Consider the following 21,644-nt stretch of genomic DNA (forward strand, 5'->3'; position numbering starts at 1 on the left):
AGCGTACCGGCGTCAGGCGTCCGGATCGGCGACGGCGCGGACGGCCCGACGGTCGGGTTTGCCGGACGCGAGCATCGGCACCGCGTCCACGAGCACCACCGCCGCCGGGCGCGCGGCTCGACCGAGGGCTGCCCCGACGTGCTCACGGACCCGCTCGAGGTCGAGGGGCTCCGCCGTCACGACCACGGGGACCTCGCCCCACTCCCCCGACGACCGTCGTGTCACGACGGCGCCGTCCTGGCCCGGGAGCTCCCGGACGAGTCGTTCGACGGCCCCGAGCGGGACCTTCTCCCCGCCGGAGATCACGACGTCGTCGAGTCGACCGAGCACCCGGACGCGGCCGTCCTCGAGGTCGGCGGCGTCGCCCGTGCGGTACCACCGCAGGCCGTCCCGCACGACGAAGGTCGCCGCGGTCCGGTCGTCGTCCCCGAGGTACCCCTCGGCGAGCATCGGGCCGGCGAGCTGCAGTTCGCCCTCGACCAGCTCGGCCCGGACGGTCCCGAACGGCACGCCGTCGTAGACACAGCCGCCGCTCGTCTCGCTGGCGCCGTACGTGGTGACGACGCGGACGCCCGCTGTGTCCGCTCGTGCCCGCAGCGGCGCCGGGGTGGACTGCCCGCCGACGAGGACCGCGTCGAACCCGGCCAGGGCCCGCGCCGCACGCGGGTCGTCGAGCACCCGGGCGAGCTGCACCGGCACGAGCGAGGTGTACCGCCGTGGTGCCGCCGGCCCGGTGACGAGCCGCTCGGCCGCGTCCGCGAACGCCGCCGCCGTGAAGTGCCCGGGGGCGATGACGCTGGGTGCCGTGCCGGCGGTGATCGACCGCGTCAGGACGTTGAGGCCCGCGATGTAGTGCGTCGGCAGCGCGAGCACCCACCCACCCGGTCCGCCGAGCGCCGCGTCGGCGGCGGCCGCCCCGGCGAGGAGCGCCTCCGAGGACAGCGCCACCCGCTTGCCGGTGCCGGTGGACCCGCTCGTGGTGACGACCAGGGCGACCCGCTGCTGGACATCGGCCGGTGGCGGGGTCGGCAGCGCCGGGGCGTCCCGGTCGACCGGCAGCAGGGCGGGGCCGCCGGCGAGGGCAGCCTCCAGGCCGCGCAGCACGGCCATCGGGTCGGACGCGTCCAGCGCGACCAGCGGACGGGGCATCAGTAGTGCCAGGGGAAGGACGTCCACTCGGGGGCGCGCTTCTCGAGGAAGGAGTCGCGGCCCTCGACGGCTTCGTCCGTGCCGTAGGCGAGCCGGGTGGCCTCGCCGGCGAACACCTGCTGGCCGACCAGTCCGTCGTCGACCGCGTTGAAGGCGTACTTGAGCATGCGGATCGCGGTCGGGGACTTGCCGAGGATGGTCTCGCCCCACCGGATGGCCTCGCGCTCGAGGTCGGCGTGCGGCACGACCTTGTTGACGGCGCCCATCTCGTAGGCGCGCTGGGCGGAGTACTCCTCGGCGAGGAAGAAGACCTCGCGTGCCAGCTTCTGGCCGATCTGCTTGGCGTAGTAGGCGCTGCCGTACCCGCCGTCGAACGAGCCCACGTCGGCGTCGGTCTGCTTGAACCTGCCGTGCTCGGCGCTGGCGATCGTGAGGTCGCAGATCGCGTGGAGGGAGTGCCCACCGCCGGCTGCCCAGCCGGGCACCACGGCGACCACGACCTTCGGCATCATCCGGATGAGGCGCTGGACCTCGAGGATGTGCAGCCGACCCATCGAGGCCTGCGCTGCCGCGGGGTCGACGCCCTCGGGCGGGGCCCCCTCGTCGCCGACGTACTGGTAGCCGCTGCGACCGCGGATCCGCTGGTCGCCGCCGGAGCAGAACGCCCAGCCGCCGTCCTTCGGGCTCGGGCCGTTGCCCGTGAGCAGGACGACGCCGACGCGGGGGTCCTGGCGGGCGTCGTCGAGGGCGCGGTAGAGCTCGTCGACCGTGCGCGGACGGAACGCGTTGCGGACTTCGGGCCGGTCGAAGGCCACTCGGACGATGCCGTGGTCGACGTGCTTGTGGTAGGTGATGTCCGTGAAGGAGGCGGCCACCGGGGCCTCGGTCCAGACGTCGGGGTCGAACAGGTCGGAGACGGGAGCGGGCATGCCCCCACGGTACTGCCGCTTGCCAGAAGTCCTGAGGGCTAGGAGCTCATGTCGGTCAGGAGCTCCGGGGCCACCATGACGACGAGCACGATCAGGATCACCGGGTTCGCGAAGAACGCCAGGACGACGCCGATCGCGCCGTACCAGCGGCCGAGTCCCCCGACGGCGGCGATGAACCCGAGGATCGCGGCGATCAGGGTCAGGAACACGACGACGAAGCAGATGCCGAACGCGAAGGTGGTGTCGCCGCCCATGTAGACCGCGAAGGCACTGGCGTCCACGGCAGCCGAGACGACCGCGAGGCCGAGTGCGAGCTTGCCGGCCAGGGGGCTCTTGCGCTGACGCCGAGCGGATCCCTGCTGCTGCCGGACGTCGACAGTGTTGTTCCGCATCAGCCGGGCGAACTCGTCGCTGCCCGACGCCGGTCGGGTCCTCGCCGCCGAGGGTCGTGCTGCCGCCTGTGCCCTGGCGGCGGGCGACGTGGCCGCCGCGGCCTTCGGGGCCGCCGCGGGCTTCGGGGCTGCCGCGGCCTTCGGGGCTGCCGCGGGCTTCGCTGCTCGGGACGACGAGGGGCTTCGTGACGACCGCTGGTGCGGATCTGGCGTCACGGAGCCTCCTTCTGTCGTCATGGTCGCGGGTCGACCCGGGCCGACCGATGCATGCTAATGCCCTGCGCTGGCGGTCCCCTCCGAGGAACCGTGGGGTCCGCTGGGCAGCAGTCGAGGGCCTTGGTCGGTGCCCAGACGGCACCGGCACGGGCCGACGCTGGGAGGATGGGGACGTGGTCCCGACACTTCCTCCGCTCACCGACCTGCTCGCCGACGCGCACGTGGTCGCCCTCCCGATGCGCGTCCGGTTCCGCGGGATCACCGTCCGCGAGGCCCTCGTCCTCCGCGGCCCGGCCGGCTGGACCGAGTTCTCCCCCTTCGTCGAGTACGACGACCGCGAGTCCGCTGCCTGGCTGCGCGCCGCGATCGACTTCGGCTGGACGGCGCACGAGCCCGCTGCTGACGCCGTCCCGGTCAACGCCACGGTGCCGGCGATCGCACCTGCGGGCGTCGCGGACCTGCTCGCGCGGTACCCCGGGTGCCGGACGGCGAAGGTCAAGGTCGCCGAACCCGGCACCACGGTCGAGGACGACGTCTCGCGTGTCGCCGAGGTGCGCCGCGTGATGGGCCCGGACGCCGCGGTCCGCGTCGACGCCAACGGACTGTGGAGCGTGGACCAGGCCGTCGTCGCGCTGGAACGCCTCGCGCCCTTCGACCTGCAGTACGCCGAACAGCCCTGTCGCACCGTCCCGGAACTCGCAGCGCTGCGGCGCCGGATCGACGGCCTCGGGGTGCGGATCGCTGCGGACGAGAGCGTGCGCAAGGCCTCGGACCCGCTCGCCGTCGCCCGGGCCGGAGCCGCCGACGTCCTCGTCGTCAAGGCGCAGCCCCTCGGCGGCATCACCGCGGCGCAGGCCGTCATCGCCGAGGCCGGGCTCCCCTGCGTGGTCTCCAGCGCGCTCGACACGTCGGTCGGGCTCGGGATGGGGGCGTTCCTCGCTGCGTCGGCGATGTCCCCGGGCTACGCCGCGGGGCTCGGGACCGCCGTGCTCTTCGAGGGAGACGTCACCTCGGCGCCGCTCCTGCCCACGGCCGGGAGGATCGCCGTCCGTCGCGTCGACGTCTCGCCCGATCTCGTGGCTCGCTTCGGTGCCCCGCCGGAGCGGGCAGCGTGGTGGCGGGCGCGCCTGGAGCGCGTGCACGCGCTCCTCGCGGCCGCGTAGCGCGGCCCCGCCGCGCGGCAGCGCCGCTGAGCGCGGCCGAGGTGCGCCGCCCCGCCGCGCGTCCCGTCCCGTCCCGTCCCGTCCCGTCCCGTCCCGTCCCGTCTTCGGTGAGATCGCACTTCGTGTCGCCTGCCGCGACGTGGAGGCGACACGAAGTGCGATCTCACGGCCGGGCCGGGCCGGGCCGGGCCGGCGCAGCACGCCGCGCGCGCGGCCGGCGCGCAGTGCGCGCAGTGCGCGCTCCGGCTGCACCCCGTCGACCTCGCGAATGGTCGCGACACCCCGCTCAGGTTCGCCGAGCAGTCGCAGACCGTCGGTCCAGCGCCACCGGTCCGACGATCCTTGACCGGTCGGCCGTCGACCGACGGGGTGTCGCGACCACTCGGCAAGGTCCGGCGCGTCCGGGTCGCCGGTCGACGCGCAGCGCAGCGCAGCGCAGCGCAGCGCGCGGCTGGTGAGATCGCACTTCGTGTCGCCTCCGGCGGCGCGGAGGCGACACGAAGTGCGATCTCAGCGGACGGGCCGGCGCGCACGAAGTGTGCGCAGCGCGGACCTCGTACACGCCGGACACAGCAGACGGAGACCGGCCCCAAGCACCCGGACCCCGGACGCACCGGAGGCCCGGTGCGAGGCGGACCTGCACCGGGCCTCCTGGGAGGGCGCGTCAGCGGCGACTCACAGACCGGAGTAGCTGTGCAGCCCCTTGAAGAAGACGTTGACGACCGAGAAGTTGAACATCACGGCCCCGAAGCCGATGAGTGCCAGCCAGGACGACCGCGCACCGCGCCAGCCACGGGTCGCACGGGCGTGGATGTAGCCCGCGTAGATGACCCAGATGATGAAGGTCCAGACTTCCTTGGTGTCCCAGCCCCAGTAGCGGCCCCAGGCGCGCTCGGCCCAGATCGCGCCGGCGATGAGCGTGAAGGTCCACAGCACGAAGCCGACGAGCAGGACGCGGTAGGTCAGGACCTCGAGCCGGTCAGCGTCGGGCAGGGTCTCCATGAAGCGGAGCTTCTTCGACGCGGCGCTGTGCCCGAGCCGGTAGGTCTGGACGAGCTGCGAGACCGCGAGCCCGGCACCCAGGGCGAAGAACCCGGTGCCGGAGATGGCGACGAACACGTGCAGGACGAGCCAGTACGACTGCAGCGCCGGCTGGAGCGGGACGACGGGGACGTAGTAGTTCACCGTCGCGATGCCGAGCAGGATGATCGTCAGGCCGGTGATGAAGACGCCGAGGAACTTCAGGTTCTGCCAGAGCTGCACGAGCAGGAAGATCGCGATGATCAGCGCCGTGCCCGTGAGGGAGAACTCGAACATGTTGCCCCACGGCACACGGTCGGCCGCGATGCCCCGGAGGACGACTGCCGCGACGTGCAGCACGAGCGCGAGGATCGTCATCGCCATGCCGACACGCTCGAACCGCGAACCGCCACCACGCCCGGAGCCGGACTTGACGGGGGCTTCGACGCGCTCGAGCACGACGGTGCCGCCCTGCACGGTGGCGACGGTCTTGGCCTGCCGCTTCGACGCGGTCGCAGCAGCGTCCGCGCTGCCGACGGCGCCCTCGGCGACGCGGACGTCACCGGAGCGCTTGGCCATGTCCAGCGCGAACGAGATGAACGCGACCACGTAGACGGCCATCGCCGAGTACGTGAGGACGACCGAATAGGTCGCGAGGTTCGCAGTCATGTCATTCACGAGGGCATCCTAACTCCGAGGTCCGACAAGTGCCGGTTGGCGATCTCGGCGACGGCGCGCTCGAGGTTGGGGTCCTCGCCGCGGGCCAGACCCGCGTACTCGAGGTCGTACTCGCCCTGGTCGGAACCGTTCCGGGGCACCGCCTTGACCCACACGCGACGGCGTGGGACGAACAGCGACGTCAGCAGCCCGAGCACGCTCAGGATGGCGAACCCGCCGACCCACAGCTGCGACGGGTCGTGGTGGACGTCGAGCGACACGTACCGCTTGACGCCGTCGAACGTGATCGAACCGGCCCCGTCGGGCAGTGTCTTGGTCTGCCCGGGCTTGAGCTCGAGGCTGGCCGTGGCCGCGTCGGTCCCTGCGATCTGCTTCAGACCGGTGGTGTCGAGCGAGTACACGCTGCGCGGGACGCCGTCGTCGAGCCCGAGGTTGCCCGTGTACACCTGCAGCGTCAGCAGCGGGTTCTCGGTGTCGGGGTAGCTCGACGTGAACGCGCCGCGGGCGTTCTTCACCGCGGTCGGGTAGAAGAACCCGCGGATGCCGAGCTGGTCGGGCTTCGAGTCCGGGACCTTGATGACGCCGAGCGACGTGTAGTTGGCGTCCTGCGGCAGGAACGGCACGGTGTCCGTCAGCGCCTCTCGCCCCTCGCCGTCGCGCACGGTGACCTGCATCGCGTACCCGTTGCCGAGCAGGTAGACGTTCGTCCCGCCGACCGACAGCGGGTCGTTCACGCCGAGACGCGTCGTCTTCGGGGTGCCGCCCTTCTCCTGGCTCGTCACGGTCGCCGAGTAGTCCAGCGCCTGGCCGAGGGCGTTGAGGTTCCGCTCCTCGTACTTCGTGACGAACTTGTCGAGCGTCAGGTTGTAGCCCTTGAGGTCGGTCTGCTGGAACCAGCGCCCCGGGTTGAAGGAGTCGTAGGACCCGAGGACGTTGGAGAACGTCTGGCCCTCCACCAGCAGGCGCTGCCCGGTGTACCCGAACCCCCCGCCGATGCCGACGGCCACCAGCACGCCGACCAGCGCCGCGTGGAACACCAGGTTGCCGGTCTCGCGGAGGTACCCGCGCTCCGCGCTCACCGAGTCGCCGAAGCGCTCGACCCGGTACCCGGACCGCTTCAGGACAGCGGTCGCGCGCGAGATCGCGTGGTCCACCGACGGGAGGCTCGTGGTCGCGTCCGTGCCGGAGCCACCGCCCGTCAGGGTGTCGGCCTGCACCGCCGCGCTGCGGAAGCCTGCGAGCCGCGTCAGTCGCGCAGGGGTCTTCGGCGGACGGGTGCGGAGCGCCTGCCAGTGGTGTCGCGTGCGGGGGATGATGCAGCCGATGAGGGACACGAACAGGAGCAGGTAGATCGCCGAGAACCACACGGAGGTGTAGGTGTCGAAGACCTGGAGCTTGTCGAGGATCGGGTACAGCGTGGTGTGGTCGGCCTTGTACTGCACGACGCCGTTCGGGTCCGCGGTGCGCTGCGGCACGAGGGACCCCGGGATCGCCGCGAGGGCGAGCATCATCAACAGGAACAGTGCCGTGCGCATGCTCGTGAGCTGGCGCCAGAAGTACCGGACGTAGCCGACGACGCCGAGCTTCGGCTGGTTGACGCCGTCGGAGGGCGCCTGCGCGGTGCCGTCGACGTGGTCGGACGGCCGCTGTGGGTCGGAGGCGACGTCAGCGCCGGACTCGTCGGTGACGTCGTTGGTGGGGTCAGACCGCGGGGACAAAGCTCTGGATCACCGCCCCGGCGCTCGACATGACGGCCGACCAGATGCCGGTGACCATGAGCAGGCCGATGACGATCAGGATGGATCCTCCGATGATGTTGACGGTGCGCATGTGGCGCTTCACGGCGCGGATCGCTCCGGCCGCCCACCCGGCGCCGAGGGCGACGAGCATGAACGGGACGCCGAGTCCCAGGCAGTAGGCGACGCCGAGCCACATGCCCTGCCAGGCGCTGCCGGACTGCACGCTGAGCAGGTTGATGGCGGCGAGCGTCGGGCCGAGGCAGGGGGTCCAGCCGAGGCCGAACACGATGCCGAGCAGCGGGGCGCCGACCAGGCCGGTCGCCGGGGTCCACGAGGGCTTCAGCGAGCGCTGCAGGAAGGTGAACCGGCCGATGAAGACCAGTCCCATCAGGATGACCACGATGCCGAGGACCTGCGTGATCACGTCACGCCAGCGCACCAGCCAGAAGCCGAGCGCGCCGAAGACGGTCGTGTAGGCCACGAACACCGCGGTGAAGCCGAGCACGAAGAGCAGCACCCCGAGGACGACGCGTCCGCGGCCCCGACGACCGGCGTCCGCGATGCCGCTGACGTACCCGAGGTACCCGGGGACAAGCGGCAGGACGCACGGCGACAGGAACGACACGAGCCCCGCGAGCAGCGCCACCGGGAGGGCGACGAGCATCTGCCCGCTGAGGATCGCGTCGGAGAAGGGGTTGCCGCTCATGGGGTCAGGACGCCTTGAGCTCGTCGCCGACCAGGGTGTCGAGGATGCTCGTGCCGTCGACGGCACCGAGGACGCGCGCGGCGACCCGGCCCTTCGTGTCGAGGACGATCGTCGCGGGGACGGCGTTCGGCGCGATCTGCCCGGAGAGCGCGAGCTGCATGGTGCCCTTGTCGGCATCGAGGACCGTCGGGTAGTCGACCTTGAAGGTGCGCTCGAACGCCGCGGCGGTGGCGGCCTGGTCACGGACGTTGACGCCGATGAACTGGACGTCCTGGTCGGCGTACTTCGCCTGGACCGTGCTGAGGTACTTCGCCTCGGCACGGCAGGGCGGGCAGCTGGCGTACCAGAAGTTCAGCACCACGACCTTGCCGCGCAGGGCCTTCGACGAGACGCGGTCGCCGTCGGAGTCCTTCGTGGAGAAGTCGACGGTGTCCTTGCGGTCCTTCGCGGAGACCTCGGTCACCGCGCCGTCGCCGGAGATGTAGTTCTGCGTGGTGCCGTTGCCGTACTGCTTCGACAGCGAGTCGCTGCCGCCGGAGCACCCGGTCAGGGCGAGGGCGGAGACGAGGGCCGTCGCTCCGACCACGACGAGGCGCTTCTTGATGCTGCTGACGGTCACACTGCTCCTTCGTCGATCGCGGACGCGCGCAGTTCCAGCGCGGGGTCCGCGTACCCGACCTCGGTGAACCGACCGCTCGAGGTGGCGGGCACACGCTCGAGGGTGGTGATGCTCGACAGGTCGCACCGGCGCTTGCGCGGGTCGTGCCACAGGGGCTCCCCCGCGAGTCGGCGGTGCACCATCCAGATCGGGAGCTGGTGGCTGACGAGGACGACGTCGCCGTCCTCGACGCTCTCCCAGGCGGTCGTGATCGCGGCGACCATGCGGTTCGCGATCGACTCGTAGGCCTCGCCCCAGCTGGGACGCCACGGGTTGGCGATCCAGGGCCACTCGGCCGGGCGGCGGACCGAGCGCTTCGTGAACCCGGGCGGCTGGCCCTCGTACCGGTTCGTCGGCTCGATCAGTCGTTCGTCGAGGGAGACGTCGAGCCCGTACAGCTCGGACCACGGCGCCGCGGACTCCTGCGTGCGCTGGAGCGGTGAGGCCACGATGCGGCGGACGTCGACGCCCGCGGTCATCCACGCGGTCGCGGACGCAGCCGCCATGCGGGTGCCGAGTTCGCTCAGTCCGAAGCCCGGGAGTCGTCCGTAGAGCACACGGTCCGGGTTGTGTACCTCGCCGTGTCGCACGAGGTGGATTCGGGTCGCGGGCATGGGTTCCAGTGTAGGTCGATCCACCGACCCCACTGCCCGCCCAGCGGATCCACGGCTTCGGGGACGTTCAGCCGAGGTGCCCCGAGAGCTTGCCGTGCAGGGCGGTCGATCCCGTGTTCAGGTTCACCACCTCGACGGTCGAGCCGTGCTTGGCGAACCGCTGCTCGATGCCGTCGAGCGCGGCCACCGTGCTGGCGTCGAACACGTGCGCCTCGGACATGTCGATCACGATGTGCTCCGGGTCGTCGGCGTAGGAGAACCGGGTCACGAGGTCGTTCGACGACGCGAAGAACAGCGCACCGTGGACGCGGTACCGGACGGTCCGCTCGTCGACGGGCTCCCGGACGACCTCGACCACGTGCGCCACCCGGCGGGCGAACACGAGGGCCGCGAGGACCACGCCCACCAGCACTCCCGTCGCCAGGTTGTCCGTCGCGACCACCACGAGCACGGTGATCACCATGACGGCGGTCTCGCCGAGCGGCATGCGCCCGAGGGTGCGCGGGCGGATGCTGTGCCAGTCGAACGTCGCCACGCACACCATGAGCATCACCGCCGTGAGCGCCGCCATCGGGATCTGCGCGACGACGTCGTGCAGCACGATCGTCAGGACCAGCACGGAGGCGCCGGCCGCGAAGGTGGAGATCCTGGTGCGGGCACCGGCGGTCTTCACGTTGATGACGGTCTGCCCGATCATCGCGCACCCACCGGTGCCGCCGAAGAACGCGGAGGCGATGTTCGCGACGCCCTGCCCCCACGACTCCCGCCACTTGCTCGACCCCGTGTCGGTGATCGCGTCGACGAGCTGCGCGGTGAGGAGGGTCTCGATGAGGCCGACGATCGCCATGCCGAACGCGTACGGCGCGATGGTCGCCAGGGTCTCGAAGGTGAACGGCACGGTGATGCCGTTGAAGCCGGGCAGTGCCGTGGGCAGGGCACCCTCGTCGCCGACGGTCGGCACCGCGACGCTGAACACGACCGTGATGAGCGTGATCACGACGACGGCGATGAGCGGTGCCGGCACGGCCTTGGTCAGGAAGGGGAAGCCGACGATGATCCCGACGCCGAGGACCGTGAGCGGCCACACCACGAACGGGACGTCGGGACCGAGCAGGTTCGGCAGCTGCGCGGTGAAGATCAGGATCGCCAGGGCGTTCACGAAGGCGACGTTGACGCTGCGCGGGATGAAGCGCATCAGCCGGGCGACCCCGAGGAAGCCGAGCACGAGCTGCATCAGGCCGCCGAGCACGATCGTCGGGACGAGGTAGTCGATGCCGTGGTCGCGGACGAGCGGGGCGATCACGAGCGCCACCGAACCCGCGGCGGCCGACACCATCGCCGGGCGACCGCCCACGATCGAGATCACCACGGCGATGACGACGCTGGAGAACAACCCGACGGCCGGGTCGACGCCGGCAACGACGGAGAACGAGATCGCCTCGGGGATGAGCGCGAGCGCGGTGACGATGCCCGCGAGGACCTCGCGCGAGAGCAGCCGGGGTGAGCGGAGGGCCGAGAGGACGGTCGGGGCGTGCATGGTGGTCGACATCATCGGCGACTCTACCGTCACGTGAGGGTACAGTTCCACCAGCACCCACCCCAGGAGGTCTGCCACCATGTCCGACGTGACCCAGACCATGCACATCGGCGAACTCGCCGATCGCGCCGAGATGTCGCTCCGCACGATCCGGCACTACGACGAGGTGGGCCTGCTCGTGCCCAGCGGCCGCACCACCGGGGGCTTCCGGGTCTACACGGACGGTGACCTGGAGCGGCTGCTGGTGATCCGGCGGATGAAGCCCCTCGGGTTCTCACTCGAGGAGATGGGCGACCTGCTCAGCATCGTCGACGGGCTGCCGGGCGCCGACGCGGAGGACACGGCCGCACGGGCAGCGCGCCTCGACGCCTTCCTCGAGGACGCCCGAGCCCGGCACGCGAAGCTCGTGGAGCGGGCGGGCATGGCCGAGGAGTTCATCGGCACGCTCGGCACCCTCCGCGCCGCCCTCCCCTGACCAGCGCCCCCGCTCCCACTCCGCGCGCTCGGCCCGCTCCTCGAGCAGGATGGCGCGGTACACACGGAGCCGTTCCTCCTGCTCGGCGATGACGGCGCGTGCCTTCCAAGGACGCAAGCGGTGCCGCCGCCGGACGTTCACCTTCCACTGCTCCCACATCCGGGCGTTCCACTCGTCGTTCACCGCTCCCATGGTCGATCCCTCCTCTGTTTCTCCGTGTTGATCAACTCCCGGACGATCGTGACGAACACCACGTCCTCGTCGCGAGCAATCTGCATGTCGTACACCGCCTGGAACGCGCGGCGTCCGATCTCGTTCCGCCCGACGTCCTCGGCGCAGACCAGGTCGACGGCCCACACGATCCGGGTCCACGCCCGGTCACGCTCTTCCCGGTACACATCGCGCCGCCACCGCACCGCCGCCCAGACACCACCGGCAAGCGCGCCGGTCAAGGTCAGCGCGGCCGCCCCGAGCGCGGCGACCACCGTCGCCACCGCCGCAGGCGGCCAGGCCGCGAGCACCTCGGTCCCCGCCGTCATGAGGACCTCCTCCCCTGCTCGCGACCCGGCCACGTCGAGAACGCTACGGAGCGCCCAGGTCGAGCCGAGCCTCCCGTCCGCATCGGTGGAGAACACCCGACGTGAGCCGACCTGTGGAGGGAAGCGACTCCGCGCACCTCGACCGACGCGCCCGGCCCGGTAGACTCGACGACCGTGATCGAACGCACCCGCATCAGCGACCTCGCCGCACTCCCCGACGGTCCCGTCTCCGTGGCCGGATGGGTCGAGACCGTCCGCGACCAGAAGAAGGTGCAGTTCGTCGTCCTCCGCGACGAGACCGGCGCCGTCCAGCTCGTCAACCCCGCCACACGCGAAGCCGTGGAGGGCGACGACGCCTCGGCGACCGCGCTCGCCACGACGGAGTCCATCTCCGGCCTGGCGCACGGCTCCTTCATCCACGTGCAGGGCACCCTGAAGCACGACGAGCGCGTCAAGCTCGGCGGCCTCGAGGTCAAGGTGGGCGAGCTCACCGTCGTCAGCGCGGCGATCCCGGAGACGCCGATCGCCGACGACTCCTCCCTCGACAAGCGCCTGGACTGGCGCTTCCTCGACCTGCGCAACCGCAAGCAGAACCTCATCTTCCGCATCCAGACCACGATGGAGCACGCGTTCCGGACCTACTGGGTCGAGCGCGACTACATCGAGATCCACACCCCGAAGCTGATGGCCTCGGCGTCCGAGTCGCGTGCCGAGCTGTTCCAGCTCGAGTACTTCGAGACCACGGCGTACCTGTCGCAGTCGCCGCAGAACTTCAAGCAGATGGCCCAGCCCGCGGGCTTCGGTGCCGTCTTCGAGATCGCGGACGCCTTCCGCGCCGACCCCTCGTTCACCTCGCGCCACGCCACCGAGTTCACGAGCGTCGACGCCGAGTTCTCGTGGATCGAGTCGCACGAGGACGTCATGGCGATGCACGAGGAGGTCCTGGTCGCCGGCATCACCGCGGTCAAGGAGAAGTACGGCAAGGACATCGAAGAGGTCTTCGGCTTCGAGCTGCAGGTCCCGACGACGCCGTTCCCCCGGGTGACCCTGGCCGAGGCCCGGACGATCGTCGCCGACAGCGGCCACGACGTCGTGCGCGCCGACGGCGACCTCGACCCCGAGGGCGAGCGCCGCGTGTCTGCCTGGGCGAAGGAGCACCACGGCTCCGAGTTCGTCTTCGTCACCGACTACGACGCCTCGATCCGGCCGTACTACCACATGCGCCACGCCGACGACCCGACGCTCACGAACAGCTACGACCTGCTGTTCAACGGCGCCGAGATCTCCACGGGCGCCCAGCGCGAGCACCGCGTGGACGTCCTCACCGCCCAGGCGGAGGAGAAGGGCCTCGACCCCGCCGAGCTCGGCTGGTACCTCGACTTCTTCCGCTACGGCGTGCCGCCGCACGGTGGCTTCGGCATGGGCCTGGCACGCGTGCTGATGCTCATGCTCGGCGAGCCGTCGATCCGCGAGGTCACGTACCTGTTCCGCGGCCCGACGCGCCTGACCCCGTAGGCACCACCGCGGTGCGGGCCCCCGCGGCGCGGACTGCCGTTGCACAACCAGAACCGGCTCGAACCACGGACGTCCGTGGTTCGGGCCGGTTCTGCTTGTGCGGCGCCGCAACGAACCGGCGACCCCGGCGCGGGCAGGCGCCGGACAGGAGGCTCGGGTCAGGCCCGCGCGCCGGCCCGCTCGAGCGCCGCAGCGAGTCGGGCGGCGTCGACCCGCCAGTTGCTGTGCACCCGTCCGTCGATGAGCACGACGGGGATGTCCTCCGCGTACTCGAGCCGGAGCGCCTCGTCGTCGAGGATCGACCGCTCGGTCAGCGTCACGCCCGGGTGGGCGGCGACGACGGACTCGACGACCGGTCGCGCGTCGTCGCAGAGATGGCATCCGGGCTTGGTGAGGAGCGTCACGGCTGGCATGCATCCAGCGTAGACCGCCCGGGAAATGCGAAAGCCCCGGCGAACCGGGGCTTCTGCGGCAAGTCCTTCGACTTACTTCTTGTTGCGACGCTGGTGGCGCGTCTTGCGAAGGAGCTTGCGGTGCTTCTTCTTCGCCATGCGCTTGCGACGCTTCTTGATGACAGAACCCATGTGGACCTCGCTCGGACTGATGGTGATGTACGGACACCGGGCCGATGAAGCCGCGGAAAATCAACCTGATCGATGCTACCGGAGCGCGCCTGTGATGTCGAACGCGCCGGACGACCGGGGTGGGGTGGGGTGGAGCTAGCCGACGTCGGCGATCCCGCCGCGCAGGACCTCGGCCACGGCGGACTCCGGCACGCGGAACGACCGGCCGAACCGGATCGCGGGGAGCTCCCCGGCGTGGACCATCCGGTAGACCGTCATCTTCGAGACGCGCATCATCTCGGCGACCTCAGCGACGGTGAGGAAGCGCACGTCGTCGAAACTGCCGGCCATGGTCCGCCTTCGGTCGCTCGCGCTCGGACCCGAACGCGAGAGATTGGTGTGACCTGAGTGGTCACTGGCAACTTTAGGGGCGCGTGCGGCCCCGTGTCCAGACTGCGGAGTCAGTCCTGGTCGGGCCGTTTGGTGAAGCGACGACGCGAGGTCTCGACGACCTTGCCCCACCCCTGCTGCGCGCCCGAGAACGCCGCGGTCGCGCGGTGCGAGGCCTCGGCCATGACCCGCCCGAGCTCGATGCCGACCTCGACCGTGGCCTTGCCGGCGACACCGTTCCGCCGCACCGACACGGGCTGCCCGTCGGGCGTCCACGCGGTGGTCGCGGGCGTGCCGTCGGCGTCGACCGCGCCGGTGAACGGCATGACCCACTCCTCGAGGTGCAGCAGCGGCTCCGGGTCGAGCCGGTAGTAGCGGTGCTGCCCTTCCTCGCGTGAGGTCACGAGGCCGATGTCCCGCAGCACGCGGAGGTGCTTGGAGACCGTGGGCTGACTGACCCCGAGCTTCTCGACGAGCTGACCGACGCTGAGCTCGCCGGCGGTGGCGTCGGAGCCGTACGCCGTCAGCAGCGTGCCGAGGAGCTCCCGCCGCGTCGGGTCCGCGACCACGCTGAAGATGTCGGCCATGGGGAGAGGCTAACCGGCCGACCACGGATGTACCATGCGATGCGTCCCGCCCATGTCCTCGGAGGCATACGATGCTCGATCGCACGGAGCCCCCGAAGGTCCTGACGACCTCGAGTCGCAAGCGACCCTCACGCATCGGCACGGTGCTCCGCTCGTCGCCCTCACGCCTGGCGATCGTGGTCTTCGTCGCGTTGATCTTCGTCTTCACGGCGCTGTTCATGACCCCGCTCGCGGCGGCGGACGGGCAGTCGACGCACTTCGCGGACGCGCTCTTCACCGCCGCGTCCGTCGTCTGCGTCACCGGGCTCGCGACCGTCGACATGGCGACGCACTGGTCGGTCTTCGGCAAGACGCTCGTCGTGATCGGTACGCAGATCGGTGCGGTGGGCGTGCTGACCTTCGCGTCGATCCTGGGCCTCTTCGTGACGCGGAAGCTCGGGCTGCGCGCCAAGCTGATGGCCGCCGGTGACTCGAACCCGCTCCGCACGCACCACGGCGCCGTGCCCGAGGGCCAGGCCGTGCGGCTCGGCGAGGTCGGCACGCTGCTCGCCACCGTCGCGGTGAGCACCCTGTCGATCGAGATCGTGCTCGGCCTGCTGCTCCTGCCGTCGGTGCTGCTCGCCGGCATGCCGTTCTGGACAGCCGTCGGCGACTCCTTCTACTACGCGGCGATGGCGTTCACGAACACCGGCTTCGCACCGAACGCCAGCGGACTCGACCCGTTCGCCCACGACTACTGGTTCCTGACCCTGCTGATGATCGGCGTCGTCGCGGGCTCGATCGGCTTCCCGGTCATCCGCGCCCTGACCAAGCAGCTCCGCACGCCCCGTCGGTGGCCGATCCACGTCAAGCTCACGCTCGCCACGAGCGCGGTCCTGCTCGTCGGCGGCGCGGTCGTCTACATCGCGCTCGAGGCCTCGAACCCGGCGACCTTCGGCCGCGAGGGCGCCGGCCGCACCGCGTTCCAGGCCCTGTTCCTGTCGACGATGACCCGCTCGGGCGGCTTCTCGCTCGTCGACTTCGACCAGCTGAACGGGTCGAGCCTGCTCCTGACGGACATGCTCATGTTCATCGGCGGCGGCTCCGCGTCGACCGCCGGCGGCATCAAGGTGACCACGCTCGCGGTGCTCTTCCTGGCTGCCGTGGCCGAGGCGCGTGGCCGCCAGAGCATGGAGGCCTTCGGCCGCCGGATCCCGAGCGACGTGCTCCGCGTCGCGGTCGCCGTCGTGCTGTGGGGAGCGACCATCGTCGCCGTCGCCACGATCGTCCTGCTCCAGATCACCCACGAGTCGCTCGACCGCGTGCTGTTCGAGGTCATCTCGGCCTTCGCGACGTGCGGCCTGTCGTCCGGCGTCTCCGCAGACCTGCCGGAATCCGGCAAGTACGTGCTCGCCGCCACGATGTTCCTGGGCCGTGTCGGTACAGTGACCATCGCCGCAGCACTGGCCGCCAGCCAGAGCCGGCAACTGTTCCGCCGTCCCGAGGAGAGGCCGATCGTTGGCTGACCGAACCCGCCCGCCGCACCCGCTCGGCGCCGTCAGCCACGACGCGCCCGTCCTGGTGATCGGCCTCGGCCGCTTCGGCGCCGCCACCGCCGGCCAGCTCGAGCGACAGGACCGCGAGGTCCTCGTCGTCGACACCGACGCCGGCCTGGTCCAGAAGTGGTCGGACCGCGTCACGCACGCCGTGCAGGCCGACGCCACGGACATCGACGCCCTGCGCCAGATCGGCGCGGGCGACTTCCCGATCGCCGTGGTCGGCACGGGCAGCGACCTCGAGTCGAGCGTGCTCATCACCGCGAACCTGGTCGACCTCGGCATCCCGCAGATCTGGGCGAAGGCGATCAGCCGCTCGCACGGCACGATCCTGTCGCGCATCGGCGCCAACCACGTCGTCTACCCCGAACGCGAGGCCGGCGAGCGCACCGCCCACCTGGTCTCCGGCCGGATGCTCGACTTCATCGAGTTCGACGACGACTTCGCCGTGGTCAAGATGTTCCCGCCCCGCACGGTGCGCGGGAAGGACCTCGCCACGACCGTCATCCGCACGCGCTTCGGCCTCACGGTCCTCGGCATCAAGCCGCCGGGCGAACCGTTCGTACCGGCGACGCCGGAGAGCGTGATCGGCGAGCACGACGTGATCATCGTCTCCGGCTCCACCACCGCGCTGGAGCGCTTCGCCGCGCTCGAGTGACCACAGGGGCAGCCTGGAGGCTCGTGGCGGCGCCGCCACGGGCCTCCAGTCCGTCCACTGGTCGCGTCTAGAGCTTGGACAGCTCCTCGGCACGTGCGATCGCCGCGTCCGCGGCCCGGCGGAGCGTCGCAGCGAGGTCGGCGTCCTGCAGGACGGCGACCGCTCGCTCGGTGGTGCCCTTCGGGCTCGTGACCGCCCGGCGGAGGTCCGCGGGCTCGCGGCCGGAGCGCTCGAGGAGCTCGACCGCGCCGCGCATGGTGCCCTGCACCATCGTCTCGGCCTGCTCCGGGGTGAAGCCGAGGGACTCGGCGGCCTGCTGCCACTGCTCGATGAGCAGGAAGACGTAGGCGGGGCCGGAGCCGGACACCGCGGACAGGGCGTCGAGCCGGTCCTCGGGGACCTCGATCACGGAGCCGGAGACGTCGAACAGGCTCGATGCCAGGGCGACGGCCGCGGCGTCGGCAGACGCGCCACCGCTGATGCCCGTGACGCCGTGCCCGACGCCGATCGGCGTGTTCGGCAGCGCCCGGACGACCCGGACGGAGTCGGGCACGCGGGCCTGGATCGCTGCGGTCGTGACACCGACTGCGACGGACACCACGACGGCGCCGGGCTCCAGGTCACCAGCGACCTCGTCGAGGAGGTCGCCGATCACGAAGGGCTTCACGCCGAGCACCACGACGCCCGCCCCGCGCACGGCGGCACGGTTGGCGTCGGCGTCGGTCTCGGTCGCGGTGGCGTCGAGCCCGCGCTCGCGGTGCGCCGCCGCGGAGGCCTCGGACTTCGTCGTCAGGACCACCGTCTCGGGGGCGAGTCCCGCGGCGAGGAGGCCGTCGAGGACCGCGCCGGACATGGAACCGACGCCGAGGAGGGCGGTGCGGGGCAGTTCGATCGTCATGGCCCGACCCTACCGAGCGGGCTGCCCGTAGGATCGAGCAGCAGGTTCGAGACAGGGGTCACAGTGAGCGCTTCCGGAGGCAACCGGGCCATCTTCGCCGCACTCGGGGCGAACGTCGGCATCGCGGTCGTGAAGTTCATCGCCGCCGCGATCAGCGGGTCCGCGTCGATGCTCGCGGAGGGCGTGCACTCGCTCGCCGACTCGGCGAACCAGCTCCTGCTGCTGCTCGGCGGCCGACGCGCCCGACGTGCCGCGGACGAGGAACACCCGTTCGGCTACGGCCGCGAGCGCTACGTCTACGCCTTCGTCGTATCCATCGTGCTGTTCTCGGTCGGTGGGGTGTTCTCGCTGTACGAAGGCATCGAGAAGTTCGCCGACCCGCACCCGCTCGACAACTGGTGGCTGCCGATGCTGGTGCTGCTCATCGCCATCGGGCTCGAGGGCTTCTCGCTCCGCACCGCGCTGAAGGAGGCGAAGCCGAACAAGGGCTCGCTCTCGTGGGTGCAGTACGTGCGCCGGGCGAAGGCACCGGAGCTGCCCGTCGTGATGCTCGAGGACACCGCGGCCCTGATCGGGCTCGTCTTCGCGTTCTTCGGCGTCGGGCTCACCGCGCTGACCGGCAACAGCGTCTTCGACGCGATCGGCACCGTGCTCATCGCCGTGCTGCTCATCGCCGTGGCGCTGGTGCTGGGCGTCGAGACGAAGAGCCTGCTCGTGGGCGAGGGCGCCAGCGTCGCGGACGTGACCGCGATCAAGGCGGCCGTGCTCGACGGTCCCGAGGTCGAGTCGATCATCCACATCAAGACCCTGTACCTCGGACCCGACGAGCTCATGGTGGGCGTGAAGGTCGCGGTCGACGGGGACCGACGCCTCGGGGACGTCGCCGCCGGCATCGACACCGTCGAGCAGCGGGTCCGCGCGGCCGTCCCGGTCGCCCGGGTCATCTACGTCGAACCCGACGTGCTCCGCACCGGTCCACGGCCGCCGACCGAGGCGATCGTGATCCGCGCGGCGGACTGAGCGGTCCCTGCGTCAGCGCCGCTCGCGGAAGAAGTCGTCGAGGAGCGCTGCACACTGGTCCTCGAGCACCCCGGCCACGACCTCGGACCGGTGGGGCAGTCGGCGGTCGCGGGCGATGTCGTAGACGCTGCCGGACGCGCCGGCCTTCGGGTCCCACGCGCCGAACACGACCCGTGGCACCCGGGCGGCGAGGACTGCGCCGGCACACATCGGGCAGGGCTCGAGCGTGACGACGAGCGTGTGCCGGTCGAGGTGCCAGTCCCCCGTCGCGGCGGCCGCTGCCCGGAGCGCGAGGACCTCGGCGTGCGCGGTCGGGTCCTGCGTCGCCTCGCGTTCGTTGCGACCGGTCGCCACCACGACGCCGTGTTCGTCGAGCACGACGGCACCGACGGGGACGTCCCCGGTGGCCAGGCACGCCCGGGCCTCGTCGAGTGCCCGTTCCATCGCCGCCACGTACGGACGGCCGGCGGGGTGCTCCACGGGTCCTCCTGGGGTTCCTCGGTGACGACCGCGACCGCTGGTCGGCACGGGGCACGGTACGCTCGACCCTATGCGAGTCCACGTCGCCGACCACCCGCTCATCACCCACAAGCTCTCGGTGCTCCGCGACCGCACGACGCCTTCGCCCACCTTCCGGGCGCTGACCGAGGAGCTCGTCACGCTCCTGGCGTACGAGGCCACCCGGAACGTCCGCGTCACCGCCACGCCGATCTCGACCCCGGTCGCGCAGACCATGGGCGTCGCCATCGCGAAGCCGCGACCGCTCGTCGTGCCGATCCTCCGTGCCGGCCTCGGCATGCTCGAGGGCATGGTCAAGCTCGTCCCGACGGCAGAGGTCGGCTTCCTCGGCATGGCACGCAACGAGGAGACCCTCGAGCCGCAGACCTACGCCGAGCGCCTGCCGGACGACCTGTCGGGACGCCAGTGCTTCGTGCTCGACCCGATGCTGGCCACGGGCGGCACGCTCGCAGCCGCGATCGACTTCCTGTTCGCCCGCGGGGCCGAGGACGTCACGTGCGTGTGCATCCTCGGGGCCCCCGAGGGACTCAAGGCCGTCGAGGAAGCCGTCGGCGACCGTGACGTCACGATCGTGCTCGGTGCGCTCGACGAGCGGCTCGACGAGAACGGGTACATCGTCCCCGGCCTCGGTGACGCCGGCGACCGCCTGTACGGCCTGGCCGAGTAACCAGAACGAGCAGATCGCACCGTCCGGTCGGACGGTTGACAGCGGCTTGGTATACCGCTGATACTCGAGTCCATGACTGCACTCGTGTCCACCCGCGTCCTCTCCGAGGCGTGCTCCTCCACAGGGGCAGTGGGGACGACCGGCACGATGATGCCTGCGACGGCGGTCATGCGTTGTCGAATGTGTGCCTGACCGGTACCCGTTCCAGCCGGATCCCCAGCGACACCACCCCCGTCGCGAGCGTGTGATCCCCGGGTGACGACCACCGACGACGCGACACGTCCCGTCTCGAGGTCGTCCCCCTGCATCCCCGGTCAGCCCCGGTCCGCACGAGGACCGCTGGGCCCCTCGGCGTCCGGCCCCTCGGGTGGACGCCGCCGGGACGACGCATTCGACATCGGCCGCACTGCGGGAGCAGTCGCGGCCACACCGCACGGAGAACCGCCATGTCGCTCACCATCGCCCAGCCCCGGACCACCCCCCACGCCGCCGCACCGGCCCCGGTCGACCTCGGCCCGGTGACGCCGATCCGCCCCCGGCGCGCCGCGGTCCAGCCGGAGCGCACGACCATCCCGACGAGCCCCGTGGTCGCCCCGCAGCGGAACCGCGCCCTGCCCGAGGGCACCGAGGCACGTGGCTTCGCGCTCTACGTGGGCATCGACGAGGAGAAGGCCGCCGCCGCGGGCACCACCCTCGCGGCCGTCGTCGAGCAGCTCAAGGCCCTCACCGCCCAGCTGGTCCCGACCGCGGAGACCTACGCCGCCGTGGCCGTCGCCGCCGAGCACTCCGGAGGACGTGACGTCGACGTCGTCCGACTCGCCCTGCAGGACCGGTCGGCCGTCGCCGCACGGAAGCAGGCCGAGAAGCCCGAGCCCGAGGAGACCGGCGTCGTCATCGACATCTCCCGGAAGCGCGTCACCCTCGACGGCGAAGCCGCTCCCCTGACGTTCAAGGAGTTCGAGCTGCTGCAGTTCCTCGTGCTCCGCGAGGGCCGGACCGTCGACCGCTCGGCCATCATCGAGGGCCTGTGGTCCGACGGCGAGGACGAGACCCCGAACGAGCGCACGATCGACGTGCACGTCCGCCGTCTCCGCTCCAAGCTCGGCGCGTTCGAGGAGATCGTCCGCACCGTCCGCGGCGTGGGCTACCGCTTCGACCGCCACGCCGACGTCGCCGTCCGCTACGCCTCCACCCCGTCGCCCGACCTGTTCTGAGCGCGCGTCGGTCCGCGCGGGCCGTCCCCCACGGGGCTCCCGGGGAACTCGCAGGCAACGGAGCAGATTGCCGCTGGCGCCCGTTACCCCTTCGTTATACAGTCGGTTCTGCAGTCGTTGTTTGCTGTGGCAGCGGCTGTGGAATGTGATTGCAGGACACTCTTGGTGCAAGGGAGAAGGCCGGTCGTCCCCTGGACGACCGGCCTTCGTCCGTTCCCCGGCCCGCCCTGCCGACGGACCATGGTCGGCGTGGCCGGCCAGTG

Annotated in this window: 24 protein-coding genes; 8 read left to right on the forward strand and 16 right to left on the reverse strand. The window is 71.3% G+C overall.

From position 1 onward, the window contains the following. Nucleotides 1-12: 12 nt before the first annotated feature. From ITJ54_RS08080 to ITJ54_RS08090, 3 genes are read right to left on the reverse strand one after another with little or no spacing between them, the layout of a single operon-like run. Complete coding sequence (locus ITJ54_RS08080; protein ID WP_194627123.1) at nucleotides 13-1,149, reverse strand: AMP-binding protein; 1,137 nt, start codon at nucleotides 1,147-1,149, stop codon at nucleotides 13-15. Then, nucleotides 1,149-2,078 carry a 1,4-dihydroxy-2-naphthoyl-CoA synthase gene (locus tag ITJ54_RS08085; protein ID WP_194627125.1) on the reverse strand — a complete coding sequence of 310 codons (930 nt, stop codon included), beginning with the start codon at nucleotides 2,076-2,078 and terminating at the stop codon, nucleotides 1,149-1,151. The genes ITJ54_RS08080 and ITJ54_RS08085 overlap by 1 nt, the downstream gene beginning before the upstream one ends. A 38-nt stretch (nucleotides 2,079-2,116) precedes the next feature. Beyond that, a complete protein-coding gene (locus ITJ54_RS08090; protein ID WP_194627126.1) occupies nucleotides 2,117-2,686 on the reverse strand; it encodes a hypothetical protein in 570 nt (189 codons plus the stop codon). A gap of 173 nt (nucleotides 2,687-2,859) precedes the next feature. Here ITJ54_RS08090 and ITJ54_RS08095 point away from each other — a divergent pair, with 173 nt between their 5' ends. Continuing rightward, the gene (locus ITJ54_RS08095; protein ID WP_323741641.1) at nucleotides 2,860-3,849 is read left to right on the forward strand and encodes an o-succinylbenzoate synthase; all 990 of its coding nucleotides are present in this window, start codon (nucleotides 2,860-2,862) and stop codon (nucleotides 3,847-3,849) included. A 675-nt stretch (nucleotides 3,850-4,524) separates the two neighbouring features. Here ITJ54_RS08095 and ccsB read toward each other — a convergent pair. The 6 genes from ccsB to ITJ54_RS08125 form a co-directional block, all read right to left on the reverse strand. Then, on the reverse strand, nucleotides 4,525-5,538 hold the full coding sequence (gene ccsB / locus ITJ54_RS08100; protein ID WP_194627415.1) for a c-type cytochrome biogenesis protein CcsB: 1,014 nt from the start codon (nucleotides 5,536-5,538) through the stop codon (nucleotides 4,525-4,527). Between the two features lie 5 nt (nucleotides 5,539-5,543). Further along, nucleotides 5,544-7,265 (reverse strand): cytochrome c biogenesis protein ResB, encoded by a 1,722-nt coding sequence (resB, locus tag ITJ54_RS08105; protein ID WP_194627128.1) that lies wholly within the window; start codon nucleotides 7,263-7,265, stop codon nucleotides 5,544-5,546. Continuing rightward, the gene (locus ITJ54_RS08110) at nucleotides 7,249-7,992 is read right to left on the reverse strand and encodes a cytochrome c biogenesis CcdA family protein (protein WP_194627129.1); all 744 of its coding nucleotides are present in this window, start codon (nucleotides 7,990-7,992) and stop codon (nucleotides 7,249-7,251) included. Before ITJ54_RS08110 ends, resB begins: the two co-directional genes overlap by 17 nt. 4 nt (nucleotides 7,993-7,996) lie before the next feature. Beyond that, nucleotides 7,997-8,611 carry a TlpA family protein disulfide reductase gene (locus ITJ54_RS08115; RefSeq protein WP_194627130.1) on the reverse strand — a complete coding sequence of 205 codons (615 nt, stop codon included), beginning with the start codon at nucleotides 8,609-8,611 and terminating at the stop codon, nucleotides 7,997-7,999. Continuing rightward, nucleotides 8,608-9,264, reverse strand: coding sequence for a histidine phosphatase family protein (locus ITJ54_RS08120; protein WP_194627131.1), 657 nt, complete (start codon nucleotides 9,262-9,264; stop codon nucleotides 8,608-8,610). Before ITJ54_RS08120 ends, ITJ54_RS08115 begins: the two co-directional genes overlap by 4 nt. A 67-nt stretch (nucleotides 9,265-9,331) precedes the next feature. Beyond that, entirely contained in the window at nucleotides 9,332-10,813 is a 1,482-nt protein-coding gene (locus ITJ54_RS08125) for a SulP family inorganic anion transporter (protein WP_194627132.1), read from the reverse strand. Nucleotides 10,814-10,880: 67 nt separating this feature from the next. Here ITJ54_RS08125 and ITJ54_RS08130 point away from each other — a divergent pair, with 67 nt between their 5' ends. Next, nucleotides 10,881-11,276 (forward strand): MerR family transcriptional regulator, encoded by a 396-nt coding sequence (locus ITJ54_RS08130; RefSeq protein ID WP_194627133.1) that lies wholly within the window; start codon nucleotides 10,881-10,883, stop codon nucleotides 11,274-11,276. 179 nt (nucleotides 11,277-11,455) lie between these two features. On the opposite strand, the gene ITJ54_RS08135 is transcribed toward ITJ54_RS08130, so the two are convergent. Beyond that, nucleotides 11,456-11,815, reverse strand: coding sequence for a hypothetical protein (locus ITJ54_RS08135; RefSeq protein WP_194627135.1), 360 nt, complete (start codon nucleotides 11,813-11,815; stop codon nucleotides 11,456-11,458). Nucleotides 11,816-11,989: 174 nt separating this feature from the next. Between ITJ54_RS08135 and aspS the strand changes: the two genes are divergently transcribed. After that, the gene (gene aspS / locus ITJ54_RS08140; protein WP_194627137.1) at nucleotides 11,990-13,330 is read left to right on the forward strand and encodes an aspartate--tRNA(Asn) ligase; all 1,341 of its coding nucleotides are present in this window, start codon (nucleotides 11,990-11,992) and stop codon (nucleotides 13,328-13,330) included. A 158-nt stretch (nucleotides 13,331-13,488) separates the two neighbouring features. Here the strand turns inward: aspS and ITJ54_RS08145 are convergent, their stop codons facing one another. From ITJ54_RS08145 to ITJ54_RS08160, 4 genes are all read right to left on the reverse strand, one after another. Further along, on the reverse strand, nucleotides 13,489-13,743 hold the full coding sequence (locus tag ITJ54_RS08145) for a glutaredoxin family protein (RefSeq protein WP_194627139.1): 255 nt from the start codon (nucleotides 13,741-13,743) through the stop codon (nucleotides 13,489-13,491). Between the two features lie 72 nt (nucleotides 13,744-13,815). After that, nucleotides 13,816-13,914: a 30S ribosomal protein bS22 gene (locus tag ITJ54_RS08150; RefSeq protein WP_003792170.1), complete on the reverse strand. Its 99-nt coding sequence runs from the start codon at nucleotides 13,912-13,914 to the stop codon at nucleotides 13,816-13,818. 135 nt (nucleotides 13,915-14,049) lie between these two features. Beyond that, on the reverse strand, nucleotides 14,050-14,244 hold the full coding sequence (locus tag ITJ54_RS08155; protein WP_071270101.1) for a helix-turn-helix domain-containing protein: 195 nt from the start codon (nucleotides 14,242-14,244) through the stop codon (nucleotides 14,050-14,052). Nucleotides 14,245-14,354: 110 nt separating this feature from the next. Next, nucleotides 14,355-14,870 (reverse strand): ArsR/SmtB family transcription factor, encoded by a 516-nt coding sequence (locus ITJ54_RS08160; protein ID WP_071270098.1) that lies wholly within the window; start codon nucleotides 14,868-14,870, stop codon nucleotides 14,355-14,357. Between the two features lie 71 nt (nucleotides 14,871-14,941). On the opposite strand from ITJ54_RS08160, the gene ITJ54_RS08165 reads away from it, so the two are divergent. Further along, nucleotides 14,942-16,375 carry a TrkH family potassium uptake protein gene (locus ITJ54_RS08165; protein WP_194627141.1) on the forward strand — a complete coding sequence of 478 codons (1,434 nt, stop codon included), beginning with the start codon at nucleotides 14,942-14,944 and terminating at the stop codon, nucleotides 16,373-16,375. Continuing rightward, nucleotides 16,368-17,063 carry a potassium channel family protein gene (locus ITJ54_RS08170; protein ID WP_071270072.1) on the forward strand — a complete coding sequence of 232 codons (696 nt, stop codon included), beginning with the start codon at nucleotides 16,368-16,370 and terminating at the stop codon, nucleotides 17,061-17,063. Before ITJ54_RS08165 ends, ITJ54_RS08170 begins: the two co-directional genes overlap by 8 nt. A 67-nt stretch (nucleotides 17,064-17,130) precedes the next feature. Here ITJ54_RS08170 and proC read toward each other — a convergent pair whose 3' ends face one another. Then, entirely contained in the window at nucleotides 17,131-17,961 is an 831-nt protein-coding gene (gene proC, locus ITJ54_RS08175) for a pyrroline-5-carboxylate reductase (RefSeq protein ID WP_194627144.1), read from the reverse strand. A 63-nt stretch (nucleotides 17,962-18,024) separates the two neighbouring features. On the opposite strand from proC, the gene ITJ54_RS08180 reads away from it, so the two are divergent. Next, on the forward strand, nucleotides 18,025-18,981 hold the full coding sequence (locus ITJ54_RS08180) for a cation diffusion facilitator family transporter (protein ID WP_194627146.1): 957 nt from the start codon (nucleotides 18,025-18,027) through the stop codon (nucleotides 18,979-18,981). A gap of 12 nt (nucleotides 18,982-18,993) precedes the next feature. Here ITJ54_RS08180 and ITJ54_RS08185 read toward each other — a convergent pair whose 3' ends face one another. After that, the gene (locus ITJ54_RS08185; RefSeq protein ID WP_194627416.1) at nucleotides 18,994-19,425 is read right to left on the reverse strand and encodes a nucleoside deaminase; all 432 of its coding nucleotides are present in this window, start codon (nucleotides 19,423-19,425) and stop codon (nucleotides 18,994-18,996) included. Nucleotides 19,426-19,531: 106 nt separating this feature from the next. Here ITJ54_RS08185 and upp point away from each other — a divergent pair, with 106 nt between their 5' ends. After that, entirely contained in the window at nucleotides 19,532-20,167 is a 636-nt protein-coding gene (upp, locus tag ITJ54_RS08190; protein WP_071270063.1) for a uracil phosphoribosyltransferase, read from the forward strand. Nucleotides 20,168-20,613: 446 nt separating this feature from the next. After that, nucleotides 20,614-21,381 carry a winged helix-turn-helix domain-containing protein gene (locus ITJ54_RS08195; protein ID WP_194627148.1) on the forward strand — a complete coding sequence of 256 codons (768 nt, stop codon included), beginning with the start codon at nucleotides 20,614-20,616 and terminating at the stop codon, nucleotides 21,379-21,381. The last annotated feature ends 263 nt before the right edge of the window (nucleotides 21,382-21,644 follow it).

Source organism: Curtobacterium sp. VKM Ac-2865, assembly GCF_015350905.1.
Taxonomy (GTDB): Bacteria; Actinomycetota; Actinomycetes; order Actinomycetales; family Microbacteriaceae; genus Curtobacterium.